Origin of the sequence: Chitinilyticum litopenaei DSM 21440 (assembly GCF_000428145.1) — a bacterium.
Lineage (GTDB): Bacteria > Pseudomonadota > Gammaproteobacteria > Burkholderiales > Chitinibacteraceae > Chitinilyticum > Chitinilyticum litopenaei.
The window spans coordinates 108,450-123,227 of sequence record NZ_ATZJ01000001.1 but is presented as its reverse complement, the minus strand read 5'-3'; the positions used below and the strand labels follow the sequence as shown (position 1 = coordinate 123,227).

Here is a 14,778-nt window from a genome sequence, read left to right as displayed (position 1 = left end):
GATATACCCATGCTTATTTTGCTTGGCTGCCGGGCGTGATGGCATGACAGCGGCTATTGCTCAGGTCTTCCCAGAACGACAGCTGGGCGTAGCGGGCAAACAGGTCCGGCGGCAGGATGGTCTGCCGGGCCTGCAATTCCACTTTGGGCCTTACCTTGTGCAGCCCGTGCAGGCCAAGACCGCTATCAAATTCGGGGGTATCGAATTCCAGCCGGCCAAAATCATGTTCAAACGGCGGCTCACCCAGAAACTGGTAAATCAGCGGTATGACTTTTTCCGGCATTTGCGCGAGAAGTTCGTAATCGAGCAGCAGCATGCGGTCGGCATGCTCGCCATAAAAGGCTTCCTTCAGCGCGCTCCAGGCATAACCGACCAGCCGGTTGTTCAGCGCCAGGGTATCTACCCGGCTCTGCACGGTATTGCGCTCGGCATCATCGTTGAAAAGCCGCGTGATTTCGTAGGGATTGGCGCGATACAGCCGCTCGATACTGTCCATGATCCAGGCGACATTGCGCACGCAGGCAATGATTTTGGCCTCGGGAAACTGGTCTTTCAGCAAGGGCAGGTGGGCACACCACATGCGATTGGTGTCGAAAATGACGGCCTTGTCGGCCTGATCGGCGTAATAATTGTCGAACACGCCACGCACCAGCCGCTGCCGCTGCTCCGGGGTCACCACGCTGCTGAATTCGCTACCGGCTCCCAGCTGGTTGATCATGGTGCGCACCAGCGGGCCAACCGGACTGGAAATGCCGGCATGAAAGCGCGGATTCTGTCGCAGGATGGCCGAAAGCAGCGTCGAGCCGGAGCGCGGCAGGCCGCTGATGAAGTGAAAGCGCGGTGACATCATGGGTTTTGAGTGGCAATGGTTTGACATGGATCAAGCATAACTTGATTTTGCGTATTGCTCAGTATTTGAGCAAGAGCAAGTTCAATGTTTGTAATACTGGTGTCAATGGTCAGTTCTGGCCGCTGAGGGGCTTCATACGGGGCGGAAACGCCGGTCAGCGCGAGCGCGGGGTCGATTTCGGCTCTGGCATACCAGCCCTTCACATCGCGCTGGCGGCAGACCGCCAATGGTGTGGCGAGGTAGACCTCGCTGAACCGGGCCGTACCGATGATGTCGCGTGCCAGCGCTCGGCCGGAGCGGGTGGGCGAAACCAGCGCGACAATGGCGTGAATGCCGTTGCGGTTGATCAGCCGGGCCATCTCGGCGGTACGGCGGGCCTGTTCTTCACGATCGGCCGGGCTGAAGCCCAGATCACTGGCCACGCCAGCGCGCAGCACATCGCCATCCAGCACGCAGACTGCCTGGCCCTGGGCGCGCAAGCGTTCCGCCAGCGCGTTGGCCAGTGTGGTCTTGCCGGCGCAGGGCAGGCCGGTCAGCCACCAGGTATGCGGGGTGCGGATCATGGCAGGGCTAAACCGTCGGATGCATGGGCGAAATGCCAGAATAGCAAAGCACTATGACTTTAGCTCTGGCCATTCATCATCTGATGCTGATATGCCAACAGCATTGCAGAAATTGATGCAGGAAGGTCGACAGCATTCACGACAGCCAAGTCAGGCCTGCGCAAGAGAATGCCTTGCCCAAAGGAGCCGCCAACGTTGCGGGCCCAGTATCTGATTGACCTGTTTAGGCAGCCAGCTCAGCACTACAGCTTCAATGCCGTTGCGCGCCAGTACCACGGTCTGCTGGCTGTCAAAGGCCAGCATTTCGGCATTCTGCAGGCTGAACATCGCCCCATCGCTGTAGCGGGTGATTTCCAGTGCGTTGCCGTTTTTGCCCAGGTGGTAATCGCTGCTTTGCCCTTGCAGCTGCAGCAGGTCATGGCCGGCGCGGCCGTCGATGGTCACTGCAGCCAATGTAGTCATCGGCTTGCAGAGAGGTATGCCGTGTTGGGTATATCAGGCTGGCTGCTCATCCGCCAGTTCGGCCAGCACATGCTGCAGCATCAGCTGCTCCAGCTGGTAAAAGCCGGGGGCTTGCGTGAGCAGGCGCTGCAGGGCGAAGACCGCGCCGGTGCCAAAGGCATGGCGGCTGATCGAGTCGTGCACCAGACGTACGGTCTGGTGCGGAAAACCGAACACCACCTCATGATGGCCAACCACGCCGCCCAGTCGCAGCGAGGTGATGCTGGCTTCGTCCACGTCCAGTGCATGCGCCAGCCGTCTGGCGGTGCCGGAGACTTCGTGCTTGGTGCGAAAATGTTCTTCGACGATGGCAATGTCGACCCAGGGCGCGATCTTTTTCAGCGCCTTGGCGGCGATCAGCAGGAAATTGATGCCCAGGGTGATGTTGGGACTGCACAGCACGCGGGTGCTGCGGCCCAGTTCGCGGGCCAGCGCCAGCTGGGCGTCGCTGTGCGCCGAATTGGCCGAAACGATGGCGATGCCGCGCGCGGCGGCGGCACTGCCATAAAGGGCAATGCTGTCCGGGCTGGAGAAATCGATCAGCGCATCGACCGGCTGGCAATCGAACAAGTGCGCGTAATCCGTCTGGCTGGTGCAGCTTTGCTGCAGATGGGGAAGGGGATCGGTGGGGCGAGGGGGCGAGCGGCGGGCAATCCAGGCCAGATCCAGATCCGGGTGTTCCTGAAGTACCTCGGCCACGGCCCTGCCGGCTTTGCCAAAGCCGATGAGTCCGATGCGTAGCACGGGCGTCTCCTGTTACAGGCTGCAATATTTGCAGCGAGGCCGGTTACAGTCGGGGAAAACGGCGGAGCTGTCAAGGCTGCACGTAAGTATTGGCTGTAAGCCAGCCGCAAATCGGCCTTGCCGCCGGCCCAGCGCAGGATGTGCAGCGCTTCGTCCTAAACTGCAAGGGCAGGGTCGCCGCGCCGGCGGCCCGCCGCCATGCGGAGGATGGGATGACAGCAGCCAACGGTGTAGCCAGTGAGCAGGACAGGGGCAATGCCCATGACTGGCATGCGCTGGCGGGCGAGCAGGTGCTGGCCATCCTGGCGAGTGACGAACACTCGGGACTGAGCAGTGCCGAGGCGCAGCGCCGGCTGGCGCAGCACGGGCCGAATACCCTGCCCGCCGCGCCACACAATCCGGCATGGCGGCGCTTCTTGCTGCAGTTCCACAATCCGCTGATCTATGTGCTGCTGGTGGCGGGCGTCATGACGCTGCTCCTGCAGGACTATGTCGACGCCGGCGTGATCTTTGGCGTGGTGCTGATCAACGCGGTGATCGGATTCATCCAGGAAGGCAAGGCTGAGCGGGCGCTGGATGCGGTGCGCACGCTGCTGGCACAGCAGGCCACGGTGCTGCGCGATGGCGAACGCCGGCAGATCGATGCCGCCCTGCTGGTGCCGGGCGATCTGGTATTGCTGGAGTCGGGCGACCGGGTGCCGGCCGACTTGCGGCTGCTGCGGGTGAAAACCCTGAGTATCGGCGAGGCGGCGCTGACCGGCGAATCCCTGCCGGTGGAAAAACACCTGCATGCGGTACCGGCCAATGCCGCGCTGGGTGATCGCAGCTGCCTGGCCTATTCGGGCACCATCGTTGCATTCGGTCAGGGACTGGGTGTGGTGGTGGGCAGCGGCGCCGCGACCGAAATCGGCCGCATTGGCGCCATGGTCAGCGAGGTGCAGACACTCGCCACGCCGCTGACCCGCCGGCTCGACCAGTTTGCCCGCGCCATCACCTTCTGGATTCTGGCGGTGTCGGTTCTCACCTTCGTCTATGGCTACATCTGGCGCCAGATGCCGCTGCTCGACATCTTCCTTGCCGTGGTCGGACTGGCGGTGGCCGCCATTCCGGAAGGCCTGCCGGCTGTCGTGACCATCGTGCTGGCCATCGGCACGCGGGTGATGGCACGCAAGCGGGCCATCATCCGCCGTTTGTCCGCCGTGGAAACGCTGGGCTCGGTGACGGTGATCTGCTCCGACAAAACCGGTACGCTGACCCGCAATGAAATGACCGCCGTACGGCTGCTGCTGCCTGGCGAGGACATTCTTGTCAGCGGCGTGGGCTACGCGCCTGAAGGTGGCTTGCGGCGGGCCGGCCAGGTGCTTGATCCGCTCGAGCATGCTGGCATTGCCGCGCTGGCGCGTTGCGCCCTGTTGTGCAACGACGCCCAGCTGCAGCATGAGGCCGGCCTGGGCTGGCAGTTGCAGGGTGATCCGACCGAGGGGGCGCTGCTGACGCTGGCCCGCAAGGCCGGGCTGGAGCCCGCACTGCTGCAGGCGCGCTACCCGCGCAGCGATGCCATTCCCTTTGCCGCACAGCAACGTTACATGGCGACGCTGCATCGCGATCACGAACAGGCGTGCAGCCTGCTCTTGCTCAAGGGCGCACCCGAAGCGGTACTGGCATTGTGCGTGCAGGAACTGGACGGGCGAGCGCTCGATCATGCGGCCTGGCAGTTGCGCGTCGAAGGGGCGGCGGCGGCAGGCGAGCGGGTGCTGGCACTGGCGCACTGCACGCTGCCGGCCGACCGGGTGGTGCTTGCCCAGGACGATATCCGTCCGCAATTCACCCTGCTGGGCCTGGTCGGCATGATCGACCCGCCCCGCGAAGAGGCCATCGCCGCCGTCGCCGAATGCCAGCGTGCCGGCATTCGCGTGAAGATGATTACCGGCGACCACGCGGTCACCGCTGCAGCCATCGGCATCCGCCTCGGCCTGCACGCCGGGCCGACCCTGAGCGGCGAAATGATCGCCGCCATGGATGAACCCGCGCTGCAGCGGGCCGCCGCTGCCACCGACGTGATCGCCCGCGCCAGCCCCGAACACAAGCTGCGCCTGATTGCCGCGCTGCAGGCGCAGGGCGAGCTGGTGGCGATGACCGGTGATGGCGTCAACGACGCGCCGGCGCTCAAGGCCGCCGACATCGGCGTCGCCATGGGGCACAAGGGCACCGACGCCGCGCGCGAAGCATCCGATCTGGTGCTTACCGACGACAATTTCGCCACCATTGCCCGCGCCGTGCGCGAGGGACGGGTGGTCTATGACAACATCAAGAAATCGCTGCTGTTCATCCTGCCCACCAATGTCGGTGAAGCCGGCGTCATCCTGCTGGCGGTGCTGGCCGGGCTGGCGCTGCCGGTGACCGCCGGGCAAATCCTGTGGATCAACATGATCACGGCGGTCACGCTGGCCATGGCGCTGGCCTTCGAGCCGGCCGAGCACGGCATCATGATGCACAGGCCGCGCCCGCCCAGCCAGCCGCTGATCACCCCCGCGCTGGCCTTGCGCATCGTGTATGTCAGCCTGCTGATGATCGTCGTGTCCTTCGGCATTTTCGAATGGGAGCTGGCGCGCGGCAGCAGCCTGAATACTGCCCGCACGGCCGCGGTGAACATGCTGGTGATCGGCGAGCTGGTCTACCTTTTCAATGTCCGGCACTTCACGCGCTCGGCGTTCACCGCCGAAACGCTGCTGGGCAATCCGGTGGCCCTGTGGGTCAGCGGCATCCTGGTGGTTTTCCAGCTGTTGTTTACCTACGCGCCGCCGTTGCAGGCGCTCTTTCTTACCGAAGCGCTCGACTGGGCCTCCTGGGGCATGATCCTGCTGCTGGGCCTGCTGAAATTCCTGGCCGTGGAAGTGGAAAAAGCGGTCTGGCGTTACCTCCGGGTGCACAGCATGTAGTTCACTAATCTGCTGCCTATTGTGGTTGCCTGATGCAGAAAAATGTGTCGAACTTACTTCAAGTATCGAGGACCCCACCATTCAAGTCGGGCAATATTTTGGCAGAGTACAGTTGCAAGCTTGGCGATGTTCAACCTAACTCCGGAAAATGCCATCTTGCAATGTGCGAAAGAGCATTAGCCGCACAGCCCGAAACCCTGCTCGGCGCTGGCTGTTGCGATACAGGTGGTGGCACCTGAGTGGCAATGCGTTTTACTCCGCTGGTTTTACCCAGCCCTGCCGAGTGGTATTGCGTGCGTACTCAGGACTTTCTCTTACCCCGCACGCAGTTGTTCCATAAGCCTGATTATTGCGACACGAGAAACAATTTATTGATCAGCATGGCGATTCTGTTTATTCGCTGCAGGGCGCACACTGGCGGCAGTTGATCGCTGGTGCTGCCTGTTGCGGCGCCGGATTTGCAGGAGACATGCCATGCCGCGCGCCTTTGCCGCCATTACCTTTACCGACAGCGTCAAGGCTGCGCAGTCGCGATACCACAGCCGCGAGAGCAATCAGGGCTTCGAGCTGGCCGAGGACAGCCGCAGCGAAATCACGCCGCGTGAGGCCGAGTTCATCGCCGCGCGTGACAGTTTCTACATGGCCACGGTCAACGAAGACGGCTGGCCGTATGTGCAGCATCGCGGCGGGCCGGCCGGGTTTCTGAAGGTGCTGGACGAGCACACGCTGGGCTTTGCCGATTTTCGCGGCAATGTGCAATACCTGTCGGTCGGCAATCTGAATGCCAACGACAAGATTTCCATCATCCTGATGGATTACCCCAACCGCCGCCGGCTGAAACTCTGGGGGCGGGTGCGCATCGTGCACGAGATCGATGATCCGGCGCTGATCGCCGCACTGGAAAGCCCGGCCTACCGCGCGCGCATCGAGCGGGCGATGGTGATCACCGTCGAGGCCTGGGACTGGAACTGCCCGCAGCACATTACGCCGCGCTATACCGACGCCGACATCGAGCAACTGATGGCGCCGCTGCAGGCTGAGCTGGCCGACTTGCGCGCACGCAGCGCTGCGCCGGCGGCCATGTCTGCCACGCCGGACGCGCTGGGCGAGGGTGAACTGGCGCTGGTAATCAGTGGCATCCGCCAGCTGACGCCGCGCGTGCGCGCCATTGAATTGCGCCACCCCGACGGGCTGGATCTGCCGGTGGTGAGTGCCGGCGCGCATCTGAAAGTGCCGGTGCGGCTGGCCGATGGCCAGCCGGCGCTGCGGCATTATTCGATTGCCTCCAACCCGGCACGGCGCGACATCTATGAAATCGCCGTGCTGCGCCATGACGACGGCGAGGGCGGCTCGCGCTTTGTGCACGAGCACTATCGGTTGGGGATGACATTGAACTGCGCACTGCCGCAGAACGATTTCGCCCTGGCAGATCGTGAGGCTGGCAGTGAAGCAGACCGTGGGGCGGGCAGGGCGCCGGTGCTGCTGATTGCCGGCGGCATCGGCATCACGCCGCTGAAGGCGATGGCGCAGACGCTGAAGGCGCGTGGCCAGGATTTCGAGCTGCATTACGCCGCGCGCAACCGCCGCGAAATGGCCTACGGTGACCGCCTGCGCCGCGAGCTGGGCGAGCAGCTGCACTGCTATTTCAGCGAGGAAGGGCAAAGGCTGGATCTGGCCGCGCTGCTGGCAGCCAACACAGATACCCAAGGGGTGTATGTGTGCGGACCCAATGGCCTGATTGACGCGGTGCGTGATACTGCCGAACACATTGGCATCGATGCCGGGCGGATTCATTCCGAGCGCTTTGCCGCGCCGGCCGGCGGCGAAAACACGGCATTCGAGGTGGTGCTGCGCCGTTCACAGCGCATCATTCCCGTTGCCGCTGACCAGAGTGTGCTGGCAGCGGTGCAGGCGGCCGGTGTCGATACCCTGTCCGATTGCGGGGTGGGCAATTGCGGCACCTGCGCGGTGAAGGTGCTGGCCGGCGAGGTCGAGCATCGCGACAACGCGCTGAACCGCAACGAGCGCGAACGCGCCGGGCTGATGTGCATCTGTGTGTCGCGCGCCCGCTCGCCGCGGCTGGAGCTGGATCTGTAAACAGAGACCTGCTTAGGTAGATATCTCAGCAAAGAACAATTCGTTATTCCCGCGAAAGCGGGAATCCAGCGGCAATGCTTGTTCAAGCTGCGCTCTGGATACCGGCTTTCGCCGGTATGACGAGTTGCTGAGCTGGCTACCTGATCAGGAACGGAAATGGCCCGCCGGGCCGGGAGAACGACGATGATCAAACTGTACGAATTTGCACTATCGGGCAATTGCCACAAGGTGCGCCTGCTGTTGTCGCTGCTGGGCCTGCCCTATGAAAGCATCGCGGTGAACGGCGCGGCGAAGGAGCACAAGTCGGCGGAATTCCTCGCGCTGAACCCGCTGGGCCAGGTGCCGGTGCTGGTCGATGGCGACGTGGTGATTCGCGACAGCCAGGCGATTCTGGTCTATCTGGCGCGCCGCTACGGCGGGACGAATAGCCACTGGCTGCCTGACGAACCGGCGGCGCTGGCCGAGGTGGTTGCCTGGCTCGCCACCGCCGCCAACGAGGTTACGCGCGGGCCCAATGCGCTGCGCCTGCTGCACAAATGGGGCCGCCCGGTGCCGCAGGCCGACGCCGAGGCGATCACCGCGCAGCTGCTGGCGGTGCTGGAAACCCGGTTGAGCCGCGCGGACTGGCTGGCCGGCGCGGCGCTCAGCATTGCCGACATCGCGCTCTATCCCTACCTCGCGCTGAGCCCCGAAGGGCAGGTGGTGCTCACGGATTACCCGGCCGTATGCCGCTGGCTGGCGCGCATCGAAGCGCTGGATGGCTATGTGGGCATGCCGGGGATTAACTTGCTGCGGAAGTGATCTCCGGGCAAGGTCTGGTGGAGGTGCGGGGCATGGATTTCGCTGCGCGGGATAGGGCTATGCCGCTCCAGAGATCTCTTACGCCCCAAGCCAATACACCAGCGCCCAAGATGCTCAAAATCCAGGATTGAAGGCCGTAATCCACCCTGTCCAATCCGGAGGGCAGCCGAGACCATGCCAGCAAGACTGGAATCTGCAGTGCTACATACGCGCCGCCCGACATGCTCAGCACCAGATGCGTGACCCGTTCGCCCGGACTCAGCCTTCTTGTCTTGTCTTCCTCTACGAAATCCCAGGCGGTCAATAGGATTTCGATTGCAATGACGACGAATAGTACCCATGCCCAGACGCCATTCCAGGAAAACCACGCCAAACCGAGAAAAATCACGGCGTAAAGCAGCTCGCGGACACCATGGATTTTTTGTTCAAGTGCTGCCGTTGGCGTTGAGGGTAGTTTTTCTTTCCACTCGTGGTTCCAGAAAACATCAAACCCACCCAGCAAGCCTTGAAAGATCAGAAGATAAATGACGATATCCATGAGCGTTCCTTGTGCAATTGGATTGATTGTAGGGCGTGTTCAGGCGGTTTTTTGAGCGCGCAGCACAAGCGCAGGTATGGCGATGGCGACGACGACCAGCAGATCAACAATGACGTGTAGCCAAAAGTCGCGCATGAGCGAGATCGCTATATCTGCCGGAGCCCATGCCAGTAGCGAAAGAAGAAGGGCATTCCAGGGCCAGGGATCAGCCTGGCGCATGCCGGCGCGCACCAGGCAAGTCATCAGAACGCCCCAGCTTGCGACGGTAGGGCCGAATAGCGCCACAATCCAGCGTTGAAATGCTTCTGCCTCGGGGGGGATGAGTGCGCCGGACCAGAATGACATGCGCAGTTTTTCTGCGTAGAAGTCAAACCCACTGGAAAACGCCACAAACGGGAGTGCTACTCCAACCGCGATATGGCCAAGCGCAACCATGAGTAGCCACTTTTCCAGTTTTTTGGTCACGTCATTACCGCTCAGTAGTTTGGACATGCGTTTGCCTTGTAATGAGGAGCCTGCTTTTTGGGTGCGGTATGGTTAGCGCAGTTGAAATACGCAAGCAACAAAAGCTTTGTGTAAGCTTTGCAGCTTAAAAGCCTTTAGGCAGAACGTCAATGCAGTGCGTAGCAGGCTTGGCAGTGGCGGTGCTCTCTCCTGGTGTCGCCAGCGCCAGCGGTAATGTGGATTTTTTTTGGAGGGCTTCCTGTCAGAAATCCGCCATGCACGCGACCAAGCTTCAGAGGACTCATCCTCGACACTACCTAACGATCTGGAGAACACCATGAACAAGACTGCCCTGCTGAGCGTTGCGCTGGCATCCGTACTGGCTGCCGGTGTGAGCACCACGGCTGCCGCTGCCGAGAAGGAAAAATGTTTCGGCGTGGCCAAGGCCGGCCAGAACGATTGCAAGGCCAATGGCCATGCCTGCGCCGGCCAGGCCGCCAAGGACAATGATCCGAAGGAATGGAAGTACGTGGCCAAGGGCACCTGCCTGGACATGAAGGGCACCCTCAAGGCTATGTAATCAGGGTATAGGCCTGCAGCCTTTTCAGTAATTAGGCTGCAGACCAATTCCAGTGGGGGTATCAATGGATGTGAATCGTTTTCCCGCCGTAACCGGCCTGGGACTGCGCGCGCCGCATGTCGAGGCCGTGCTGGCCAGCCGCCCGGATGTGGCGTGGTGGGAAGTCCACAGCGAAAACTACTTTGGTGGTGGTGCGCCGCTGGCGAGCCTGCTGGCGATCCGCCGTGATTACCCGCTCAGCCTGCATGGCGTGGGTTTGGGGCTGGGGCGGGTGGGCGAGCTGGATGCGCGGCATCTGGCGCAATTGCGCGAGCTGGTGCCGCGCGTCGATGGCGTGATTGCGCATCTGGCCGACCGCATTGCGCAGGTGCAGGACGTGCTGCAGCGCCCGCTGCTGATCGAGAACGTCTCGGCCTATGTCGGTTTTGCCAACGAGGTGATCGGCGAGGGCGATCTGATGGCCGAGCTGCACCGGCGCACCGGCTGCGGCCTGCTGGTCGATCTGAACAATTTTTACGTCAACGCGCTCAATCTCGGCGTTGATCCCTTGCGAGAAATCGCCGCGCTGCCTGCGGCGGCCGTGGCGGAAATCCACGTTGCCGGCTTCGAATGGTTCGACGGCACGGCGGTGGATACGCACGGCGCGGCCGTGTCGGTCGAGGTGCTGGCGCTGCTGGATGCGGCGCTGCGCCAATGGGGGCCACGGCCGGTGCTGCTGGAGCGCGACAGCAATCTGGGCGAGTTTGCCGAGTTGTATCAGGAGTATCTGCAGCTGGCCCTTCATGTGAAAAGGCTTGAGAGCAATACCCTGGAGGTAACGGCATGAGCTACGCCACCGCCATCACGGCCTTTGCCGCACTGCTGGATAACGAGAGCGCCGCGCCAGCCGGCCTGCTGCACGCGGAACGCATGCGTCACTACCGCGCCAACTGCCGCATCAATCGCGTGGCGGCGCTGGGCAATACCTTTGCCACGGTAGAGGCGCTGGTGGGCGAAGATTTCTTTGCGGCGATGGCGCGCGTGTATGTCGATGCCACGCCGGCCACGTCCGCCAATCTGCACGCCCTGGGCGCGGATTTTCCTGATTTCATTGCCGGCTTTGCCCCGGCAGGTGACTTGCCCTATCTGGCCGACGTGGCGCGGCTGGACTGGGCGTGCTGGCTGGCCTTTCTGGCCGACGATGCCGAAGCCGTACCGGCTGCCGCGCTGGCCGAATTAAGCCCCGCTGCACTGGAAACCCTGACCGTCACGCTGCACCCGGCGCTGCAACTGGCGCAATCCGCGCACTGGCCGCTTGCCGACCTGCTGGCGATGCATCAGGGCGGCGCGGCGGCGGACATCAACGCTGGCGGGCAGGCGCTGCTGGTGCTGCGCGCCGAATGGCAGCAGATTCCGCCGGCGCGCTTTGCCTTGTACCGTGCGCTGCAGCAGGGCGAATCGGTGCTGGCGGCACTGGAGGCCGCGCTGGCCGTGGATGACCGCGCGCCGGTGGGCGAGTGGCTGGGCTGGCTGTTCGCCAGCGCTGCGGTTTGCGGGCTGCAAACCGTAAACGGAGAATTGTCATGAAGCTGATCAACATGCTGCCGGTGGCGTATCGCCAGTTCGAGCGGGGGATGGTAGTGCTGCAGCCGCTGGCCGCACTGCTGGCGCGGCTGTATGTGGCCAAGGTGTTTTTCCTTTCTGGCCTGACCAAGCTGCGCGATTGGGATACCACAATCCTGCTGTTTACCGAGGAATACCGGATGCCGCTGCTGCCGCCCGACGTTGCCGCCGTGATGGGTACGGCGGGGGAAATCGTGCTCCCGGTACTGCTGGTGCTGGGCTGGCCGGGGCGTTTTGCCGCGGCGGGGCTGTTCGTGGTGAATGCGGTGGCCGCTGTCTCCTATCCGGCGCTGGAGCTGCTGGAGTTGAAAGATCACTACCTGTGGGGCGTGCTGCTGGGCTATCTTGTGCTGCATGGCGTTGGCCGCTGGTCACTGGAGGGCTGGCTGGGCTACCGGAAACGCACTCCCCACAAGGAAAGCGATGAGCAAACCCGCACTGCAATGGCTGGATGAGCACGGCGACATGCTGTACGCCTTCGCGCTGCGCCGCCTGCGCGACCCGCATCTGGCAGAAGAAGCCGTGCAGAACACGCTGCTGGCCGCGCTGGAAGGCGCCGAGCGTTTCGCCGGCCAGTCCAGCGTGCGCACCTGGCTTACCGGCATCCTGAAATTCAAGATCATCGACGTGCTGCGCGAGCAGCAGCGCTGGCAGCAGGCGCCCGACGAGGCCGAGCTGACAAACAGCGTCGGCGAGGACGATCTCTTTGCCGAGAATGGCCACTGGGCTCATGCGCCGGTGGACTGGCGCGATCCGTCGCGCGAGCTGGACAACAAGCAGCTGCGCGCGCTGATCGACGCCTGCCTTGCCAGGCTGCCAAGGCGCATGGCGCAGCTGTTCTGGCTGCGCGAACTCAATGACGAGCCGGCCGAGTCGGTTTGTCGCAGCCTTGGCATCAGCTGCGCGAATCTTTACCAGCTGCTGTTTCGTGCGCGGCAGACGCTGCGTGTGTGTCTGAGCGAGGGAGGCCGGGATGGCAGGCTGTCGTGAGGTGACCCGCGATCTGACGCTGGCGGCCGAAGTGCCGCTCGGGCGCTATCGCCGCTTGCAGATCGGCCTGCACATGCTGATGTGCAGCCACTGCCGCCGGCACAAGGCGCAGCTGGAGCAATTGCAGCGCCTGCTGCAGCAAACTGGCGAGACCGGCAACCCGGACGAAACCCAGACCAGGCTGGACGCCGCCGCCCGCGCGCGGATCGCCCGGCGGCTGCAGGAAAAGGCGGGCGAGCCCGATCAATCGTGACCGTCCAGAACCTGGCGAGCCACGGCGATGAATATGGTGCTGCAGCCGGCGGCCCGCCCGCGCGGGTTGACGGCGGTTCAGCCGGACAGCCCTGCTGATTCGGCTAACCGAGGGCCTGTGCCTTGGCCAGATGCCGGGGGGCATCGATGGCGTTGCCGCGCAGTACGGCACAGTGATAGGCCAGCAATTGCAGCGCCACCGCGTAAATGATGGGGGTCAGCGCGCTCAGGCCACCGGGCATGTGGATGACATGCTGGCGGTCGGTGCTGGCGAGGATGCCGTCGGACAGGATGTAAAGCTCGCCGCGACCGGCGCGGATTTCCTGCAGGCCCAGCAGCGTGCGTTCGGCCTGCGTATTCCATGGCAGGCACAGCACGATGGGCAGGGTGTCGCCGAGCAGCGTGACCGGGCCGTGCTTGAGCTCGCCGGTGGCGTAGGCGACCGCATGCTGGTAGGCCACTTCCTGCAACTTGAACGCGCCTTCCTGCGCAATCGGGTAGACGGCGTGGCTGCCGAGCATGAAGACATTGGCCTGACTGTGCAGCGCGCTGGCCCAGCGCCGCAGTTCGCGGTCATGCGCCAGGACGGCCCTGACGGTAATCGGCAATTGCTGCATTTCGCCCTGTGCGGCCTCCCAGGCTTCGGCGTCGATCTTGCCCCGCGCCCGCGCCATGGCCAGCGCCAGCTGATACAGCAGCAGCAGTTGCGCGGTAAACGATTTGGTCGCGGTCACCGAATGTTCTTCGCCGCTGTGCGTGAGCAGGGTGAAATGGGCGAGGGCGGCCAGGCTGCTGCCGGGCGCGTTGCACAAGGCGACCGTCAAGGCATCGCCGCGCTGGCGCGCGTGCTGCAGCGCCAGCAGGGTATCGGCCGTTTCGCCCGATTGCGAAATGGCCAGCACCAGTTCACCGGTCTCGCTGAGCACCGGGCGTTCGCGGTATTCGCTGGCCAGTGCGATCTGCACGCGCAGTCCGGCCAGTGCTTCGAGCCAGTAGCTGCCGGTGAGCGCGGCATGGTGGCTGGAGCCGCTGGCGACCAGCGTGATCTGGCGGATGCCAGCCAGTTGCCGTTCAAGATCGGCGGGAATGAGCTGGCCGCCCAGAAAATCGCTGACCTGGCCGGCCAGTGCATCGGGCTGAGCCAGGATTTCTTCCAGCATGTGGTGCGGGGTGCCGCTGAGCCGCGTTGGTGTCATTGGCAGTGATTGCGCCTGGCCATCGGCGCCAAACAGCAGGGGTGCATCCAGGCCGAAGCGCACGACCTCATTGTGCGCCAGGGCATGATATTGCGTGGTGCGCTGGCGGATCAGCCGCTCATTGCTGCAGCACAGCTGGCGCAGGCCGCTTTCCAGGCCGACAAAGAGCGGCTCGCCCAGGCTGCTGGCAAAGGCATGCTGCGGTTGCTGCCGGGTATGGCAGATGTAGGCGAGCCGGCCCTGCAGCAGCGGATTGACGCGCTGCATGGCCTGGCTCAGTGACAGGCCGCGTTGCTGCTGGGCCTGCAGCAGTGCGGCCAGCAGGCTGGCCAGCGAGCACTGCGCGGGCAGCCCGGCCAGCCGGGCCAGTGCGGCATGGTTGTCGCACTGGCCGCTGCTGGCGACGACCAGCGTTTGCTCGTGGATGAAGGGCGCCGTGGTGTCCTGGCCGGCCAGCGTGGCAATCAGCCAGCGGCTGGCGAAGGGAAAGACCAGTTTCTGGGCGGGCGCAGCCAGCACGACGTGCCTTACCTGCCACTGGCTTTGCTCGGCCGCGACCAGCGCCAGATGACTGGCATTGCCGGTGAGCCCCTGCAGGCTTTCGGCAAGGGCGGGCAGCACGTTCTGTGGCGCGAGGTAGGCGATCAGTTCGGTCATGGCGGTCCGGAAGTGGCGGCAGGC

16 protein-coding genes are annotated in these 14,778 nt (G+C 63.6%); 9 read left to right on the top strand and 7 right to left on the bottom strand.

Going from position 1 to position 14,778, the window contains the following annotated elements; all coding sequences use genetic code 11:
• Positions 1-13: 13 nt before the first annotated feature.
• From C515_RS0100595 to C515_RS18860, 4 genes are all read right to left on the bottom strand, one after another.
• The gene (locus C515_RS0100595; RefSeq protein ID WP_028453933.1) at positions 14-850 is read right to left on the bottom strand and encodes a sulfotransferase family protein; all 837 of its coding nucleotides are present in this window, start codon (positions 848-850) and stop codon (positions 14-16) included.
• Positions 847-1,413: an adenylyl-sulfate kinase gene (gene cysC, locus C515_RS18865; RefSeq protein WP_043647585.1), complete on the bottom strand. Its 567-nt coding sequence runs from the start codon at positions 1,411-1,413 to the stop codon at positions 847-849. Before cysC ends, C515_RS0100595 begins: the two co-directional genes overlap by 4 nt.
• Before the next feature lie 150 nt (positions 1,414-1,563).
• On the bottom strand, positions 1,564-1,875 hold the full coding sequence (locus tag C515_RS0100585) for a hypothetical protein (RefSeq protein WP_144290278.1): 312 nt from the start codon (positions 1,873-1,875) through the stop codon (positions 1,564-1,566).
• A gap of 33 nt (positions 1,876-1,908) precedes the next feature.
• Positions 1,909-2,658, bottom strand: coding sequence for a 4-hydroxy-tetrahydrodipicolinate reductase (locus C515_RS18860; RefSeq protein WP_043647583.1), 750 nt, complete (start codon positions 2,656-2,658; stop codon positions 1,909-1,911).
• A gap of 212 nt (positions 2,659-2,870) precedes the next feature.
• On the opposite strand from C515_RS18860, the gene C515_RS18855 reads away from it, so the two are divergent.
• The 3 genes from C515_RS18855 to C515_RS0100565 all read left to right on the top strand — a co-directional run bounded on the left by C515_RS18855 (position 2,871) and on the right by C515_RS0100565 (position 8,495).
• Positions 2,871-5,597, top strand: a complete 2,727-nt coding sequence (locus C515_RS18855) for a cation-transporting P-type ATPase (RefSeq protein WP_051304529.1) — start codon at positions 2,871-2,873, stop codon at positions 5,595-5,597.
• 474 nt (positions 5,598-6,071) lie between these two features.
• Positions 6,072-7,694, top strand: a complete 1,623-nt coding sequence (locus C515_RS22860) for a 2Fe-2S iron-sulfur cluster-binding protein (RefSeq protein WP_028453931.1) — start codon at positions 6,072-6,074, stop codon at positions 7,692-7,694.
• 183 nt (positions 7,695-7,877) lie between these two features.
• Positions 7,878-8,495 (top strand): glutathione S-transferase family protein, encoded by a 618-nt coding sequence (locus C515_RS0100565; protein ID WP_028453930.1) that lies wholly within the window; start codon positions 7,878-7,880, stop codon positions 8,493-8,495.
• Here the strand turns inward: C515_RS0100565 and C515_RS18850 are convergent.
• A complete protein-coding gene (locus C515_RS18850; protein ID WP_211233950.1) occupies positions 8,476-9,033 on the bottom strand; it encodes a hypothetical protein in 558 nt (185 codons plus the stop codon). The two genes, C515_RS0100565 and C515_RS18850, sit on opposite strands and share 20 nt — an antisense overlap.
• 39 nt (positions 9,034-9,072) lie before the next feature.
• Entirely contained in the window at positions 9,073-9,525 is a 453-nt protein-coding gene (locus tag C515_RS18845; protein ID WP_051304476.1) for a hypothetical protein, read from the bottom strand.
• Positions 9,526-9,814: 289 nt separating this feature from the next.
• Here C515_RS18845 and C515_RS0100550 point away from each other — a divergent pair, with 289 nt between their 5' ends.
• From C515_RS0100550 to C515_RS0100525, 6 genes are all read left to right on the top strand, one after another.
• Positions 9,815-10,057: a BufA1 family periplasmic bufferin-type metallophore gene (locus C515_RS0100550; protein ID WP_028453929.1), complete on the top strand. Its 243-nt coding sequence runs from the start codon at positions 9,815-9,817 to the stop codon at positions 10,055-10,057.
• 64 nt (positions 10,058-10,121) lie between these two features.
• Positions 10,122-10,883: an MbnB/TglH/ChrH family RiPP precursor modification enzyme gene (locus tag C515_RS0100545; protein ID WP_028453928.1), complete on the top strand. Its 762-nt coding sequence runs from the start codon at positions 10,122-10,124 to the stop codon at positions 10,881-10,883.
• Complete coding sequence (locus C515_RS18840; RefSeq protein ID WP_051304475.1) at positions 10,880-11,623, top strand: HvfC/BufC N-terminal domain-containing protein; 744 nt, start codon at positions 10,880-10,882, stop codon at positions 11,621-11,623. Before C515_RS0100545 ends, C515_RS18840 begins: the two co-directional genes overlap by 4 nt.
• Entirely contained in the window at positions 11,620-12,114 is a 495-nt protein-coding gene (locus C515_RS18835) for a DoxX family protein (RefSeq protein WP_051304474.1), read from the top strand. The genes C515_RS18840 and C515_RS18835 overlap by 4 nt, the downstream gene beginning before the upstream one ends.
• On the top strand, positions 12,083-12,649 hold the full coding sequence (locus tag C515_RS0100530; RefSeq protein WP_028453927.1) for a sigma-70 family RNA polymerase sigma factor: 567 nt from the start codon (positions 12,083-12,085) through the stop codon (positions 12,647-12,649). The genes C515_RS18835 and C515_RS0100530 overlap by 32 nt, the downstream gene beginning before the upstream one ends.
• Positions 12,633-12,902 (top strand): hypothetical protein, encoded by a 270-nt coding sequence (locus tag C515_RS0100525; protein WP_028453926.1) that lies wholly within the window; start codon positions 12,633-12,635, stop codon positions 12,900-12,902. Before C515_RS0100530 ends, C515_RS0100525 begins: the two co-directional genes overlap by 17 nt.
• A 103-nt stretch (positions 12,903-13,005) precedes the next feature.
• On the opposite strand, the gene C515_RS22075 is transcribed toward C515_RS0100525, so the two are convergent.
• The gene (locus C515_RS22075) at positions 13,006-14,754 is read right to left on the bottom strand and encodes an SIS domain-containing protein (protein WP_051304473.1); all 1,749 of its coding nucleotides are present in this window, start codon (positions 14,752-14,754) and stop codon (positions 13,006-13,008) included.
• Between the last annotated feature and the right edge of the window lie 24 nt (positions 14,755-14,778).

Excerpts from the sequence above, each read along its gene's own strand:
- C515_RS0100565 (WP_028453930.1), top strand. The coding sequence starts at position 7,878 with ATGATCAAACTGTACGAATTTGCACTATCGGGCAATTGCCACAAGGTG.
- C515_RS18850 (WP_211233950.1), bottom strand. The coding sequence starts at position 9,033 with ATGGATATCGTCATTTATCTTCTGATCTTTCAAGGCTTGCTGGGTGGG.
- C515_RS18835 (WP_051304474.1), top strand. The coding sequence starts at position 11,620 with ATGAAGCTGATCAACATGCTGCCGGTGGCGTATCGCCAGTTCGAGCGG.
- C515_RS0100545 (WP_028453928.1), top strand. The coding sequence starts at position 10,122 with ATGGATGTGAATCGTTTTCCCGCCGTAACCGGCCTGGGACTGCGCGCG.
- C515_RS0100525 (WP_028453926.1), top strand. The coding sequence starts at position 12,633 with ATGGCAGGCTGTCGTGAGGTGACCCGCGATCTGACGCTGGCGGCCGAA.
- C515_RS18855 (WP_051304529.1), top strand. The coding sequence starts at position 2,871 with ATGACAGCAGCCAACGGTGTAGCCAGTGAGCAGGACAGGGGCAATGCC.
- C515_RS22075 (WP_051304473.1), bottom strand. The coding sequence starts at position 14,754 with ATGACCGAACTGATCGCCTACCTCGCGCCACAGAACGTGCTGCCCGCC.
- C515_RS18845 (WP_051304476.1), bottom strand. The coding sequence starts at position 9,525 with ATGTCCAAACTACTGAGCGGTAATGACGTGACCAAAAAACTGGAAAAG.
- cysC (WP_043647585.1), bottom strand. The coding sequence starts at position 1,413 with ATGATCCGCACCCCGCATACCTGGTGGCTGACCGGCCTGCCCTGCGCC.
- C515_RS0100550 (WP_028453929.1), top strand. The coding sequence starts at position 9,815 with ATGAACAAGACTGCCCTGCTGAGCGTTGCGCTGGCATCCGTACTGGCT.
- C515_RS0100585 (WP_144290278.1), bottom strand. The coding sequence starts at position 1,875 with ATGACTACATTGGCTGCAGTGACCATCGACGGCCGCGCCGGCCATGAC.
- C515_RS22860 (WP_028453931.1), top strand. The coding sequence starts at position 6,072 with ATGCCGCGCGCCTTTGCCGCCATTACCTTTACCGACAGCGTCAAGGCT.
- C515_RS18840 (WP_051304475.1), top strand. The coding sequence starts at position 10,880 with ATGAGCTACGCCACCGCCATCACGGCCTTTGCCGCACTGCTGGATAAC.
- C515_RS0100595 (WP_028453933.1), bottom strand. The coding sequence starts at position 850 with ATGATGTCACCGCGCTTTCACTTCATCAGCGGCCTGCCGCGCTCCGGC.
- C515_RS0100530 (WP_028453927.1), top strand. The coding sequence starts at position 12,083 with ATGAGCAAACCCGCACTGCAATGGCTGGATGAGCACGGCGACATGCTG.